The organism is Senegalia sp. (in: firmicutes), from assembly GCF_052088025.1.
Lineage (GTDB): Bacteria > Bacillota > Clostridia > Tissierellales > SIT17 > Anaeromonas.
The window spans coordinates 1-2,876 of sequence record NZ_JBQCYD010000091.1; the positions used below are offsets into that span (position 1 = coordinate 1).

Annotated in this window: 3 protein-coding genes and 2 tRNA genes; all 5 read right to left on the reverse strand. The window is 29.1% G+C overall.

The window, feature by feature from the left end:
• On the reverse strand, window positions 1-1,461 hold a 1,461-nt coding region (locus ACTHUW_RS12640), incomplete at its 3' end, for a sigma 54-interacting transcriptional regulator (RefSeq protein ID WP_442213533.1).
• 112 nt (window positions 1,462-1,573) lie between these two features.
• Window positions 1,574-1,990: a MaoC family dehydratase gene (locus tag ACTHUW_RS12645; protein WP_442197612.1), complete on the reverse strand. Its 417-nt coding sequence runs from the start codon at window positions 1,988-1,990 to the stop codon at window positions 1,574-1,576.
• 268 nt (window positions 1,991-2,258) lie between these two features.
• Window positions 2,259-2,387, reverse strand: a complete 129-nt coding sequence (locus ACTHUW_RS12650; RefSeq protein ID WP_442197611.1) for a hypothetical protein — start codon at window positions 2,385-2,387, stop codon at window positions 2,259-2,261.
• A gap of 123 nt (window positions 2,388-2,510) precedes the next feature.
• A tRNA-Arg gene (locus ACTHUW_RS12655) sits at window positions 2,511-2,587 on the reverse strand.
• Between the two features lie 41 nt (window positions 2,588-2,628).
• A tRNA-Arg gene (locus ACTHUW_RS12660) sits at window positions 2,629-2,705 on the reverse strand.
• Between the last annotated feature and the right edge of the window lie 171 nt (window positions 2,706-2,876).

Here is a 2,876-nt window from a genome sequence, read left to right on the forward strand (position 1 = left end):
AGCTCTTTCTATGACATTTTCCAGTTCTCGAATATTACCTGGCCAGTCATAATTTTCTAAATATTTTAAAGCTTTTTTAGATATATCTTCTACGTATATTCCTAATTTTTTGGTTAATTTATTTTTTAAAAATATGGCAAGTTCTTTTATATCTTCTTTTCTTTCCCTCAGTGGTGGAAGGTCAAATCTCACTACATTTAATCTATAATAAAAGTCTTCTCTGAATCTTTTTTCTTCTACAAGTTTTTTAAGGTTTTTGTTGGTAGATGCTATTATTCTAACATCTAGATCTTTTACAGTGTTGCCTCCAACACTTTCAAATTCTTTCTCTTGAATAACACGCAGAAGTTTAGCTTGCATATTAAGAGGCATGTCCCCTATCTCATCAAGTAAAATTGTGCCCCCATTAGCTATTTCAAATTTCCCTTTCTTACCACCTTTTTTTGCTCCGGTAAATGCTCCTTCTTCATAGCCAAATAATTCAGATTCTAAAAGTTCTGAAGGTATAGCTGCACAATTAAGCCTTACAAATGGCCCAAACTTTCTATTGCTTGCATTGTGAATAGAGTGAGCAAATAATTCCTTACCCGTACCACTTTCTCCTGTTATTATTACATTGGATTTAGATTTTGCAACTCTTGCTCCTATTTTTTTAAGTTCTTCCATCTTTCCAGTATTACCTATTATACTATCGAAAGTATATTTAGCAGATCTATCATCTATTACTTCATTTTTATAATATTCAAGTTCTTTTTCAAGTTCTAATACTTTTTGCTTAACTATATGAAAATCGCCCAAATCTTTAAACATTACCTTTCCTACAGCACCTATTATCTTGTCACCTTTTTTTATAGGTACTCTCATAGCTATCATTTTATTACCTTGTATCTTTTGTATATCCCCTACTTCTTTTAAGCCAGTTTTTACTACAATATGCATTCTGGTATTCTCTATAACTTCAGTAACATGTTTACCTACAGCATCAGGAGAATTAGTAAATTCCTTATAGGCCTCACTCATCATTGTTATTATACCTTCTTCATCTACTACAACAGACCATTCATTTACTGTATTTAATAGTGTATCTAATATTTCTATATATCCCTTATCTTCAATTCTTTTTTTATTCATTTGATTTATTTCAGTTCTATCACGAAAAATAGCAATAGCTGCAATGATTTCATCATTTTCTATTATAGGAATTCTCTTTACTAAAAATTCTCTATTATTGTATGAGAATTTTTCATTTAATTGTTTCTTACCTTCTACTAAAACATCTATTAATTTTGTGTTTCTTATAATTTCCCTTATATCTTGTCTTATATTATCCTTATATTTTAAATCTAAATATAACTCAGCTTTTTTATTAATACCAATTAATTTTCCTTCCTTATCAACAGCAATTACACCTTCATCCATTAGTTCAAATACTGGACGTAATATTACATTTTTTAGTTGCATTTTTATCTCCCCTTTGGAGGTACATATTTCTGCTTGCTTCCTTAATTATATCAGATATAACAGTAATAAAAAACCCTTAGCATATTCAACTAAGAGCTTTTAAGCCTGATATTTATTTTGGAGGCATTACAGTAGCAGTGCCTTTTAAAACTATATCTCCATTTTGATTTGTACAAGTAGTTTTAAGCTTTACTATCTTCTTACCTTCTATCTTCTCTATTACTTCCACTTCTGCTTTGATAGTGTCACCAAACTTTACAGGTGCTGTGAATTTAAGGTCTTGACCCATATATATAGTGCCTGGTCCTGGTAAATGCACACCTAATACTGCTGATATAAGACCTGCTGTAAGCATTCCATGAGCGATTCTTCCTTTAAACATTGTATTTTTTGATACTTCTTCATTAATATGAGCTGGATTTATATCTCCCGTTATACCTGCATATAAATATACATCTGTTTCTGTAATCGTTTTCTGAAATGATGCTTTTTCTCCCATTTCTAACTCATTAAATGTTTTACCTTTCATTTAAAACACTCCTTTTAATATATTTACTAAATTACTTTTAATAATATACTAAATATATAAGCAATATTTATGCCACATTTATTTATTTACTATAAACCCTCGTCTACCCAAGAGTTTATCAATTTTAAAAAGATTAGTAAGATATTATATGAAAGTTAAGGGCTCAATATAATAAATAATTATGTAAAGAATAGTATATATGTTAAGTTTTTTTACTAATATATATACTAATTTACCATATAATATCTTAGTCTAAATAATATTATTTTTATGAATTATGTATGAATTCTTTTTTAATCTTAGTAATCTCTATATACATATCAAGATCTATCTTTTTTTCATTATAAAGATTATCTGCAAACTGAACAAACTCTTTTGCAAGTTCTAATAAATTCACTTGTATATCCTCCAAATAAAATCCCCCTCTTGCCCTATATTTATATATTCGCCACAAAATAAAAAACCCTTTATAAATCATATGACAATTATAGTGTTTTTATGACAAAAAAGAAAAAATATATGGTGCGCCCTGCAGGATTCGAACCCGCGACCAACTGATTCGAAGTCAGTCACTCTATCCAGCTGAGTTAAAGGCGCATATATAAATTTAAAAGGACTTATATAAGTCCTTTTATTATTGGTGCACCTAGGAGGATTCGAACCTCCGGCACACGGATTAGAAGTCCGTTGCTCTATCCTGCTGAGCTATAGGTGCATATTAAATTTTAAGAATAACTGTGGAGACATTAAGTGTATTTATTTACTAGAACATTAAAATTATATCACTTTAAAACTCTTAAGTCAAATACACTTTTTTTATTCTAAATCTCCATCTGATCAACATATGATAATGTCCTATTATAACATTTATGATTATGTCCTAATT

Bases quoted from the DNA above. Each gene is read 5' to 3' on its own strand.
- ACTHUW_RS12645 (WP_442197612.1), bottom strand. From the start codon at position 1,990: ATGAAAGGTAAAACATTTAATGAGTTAGAAATGGGAGAAAAAGCATCA.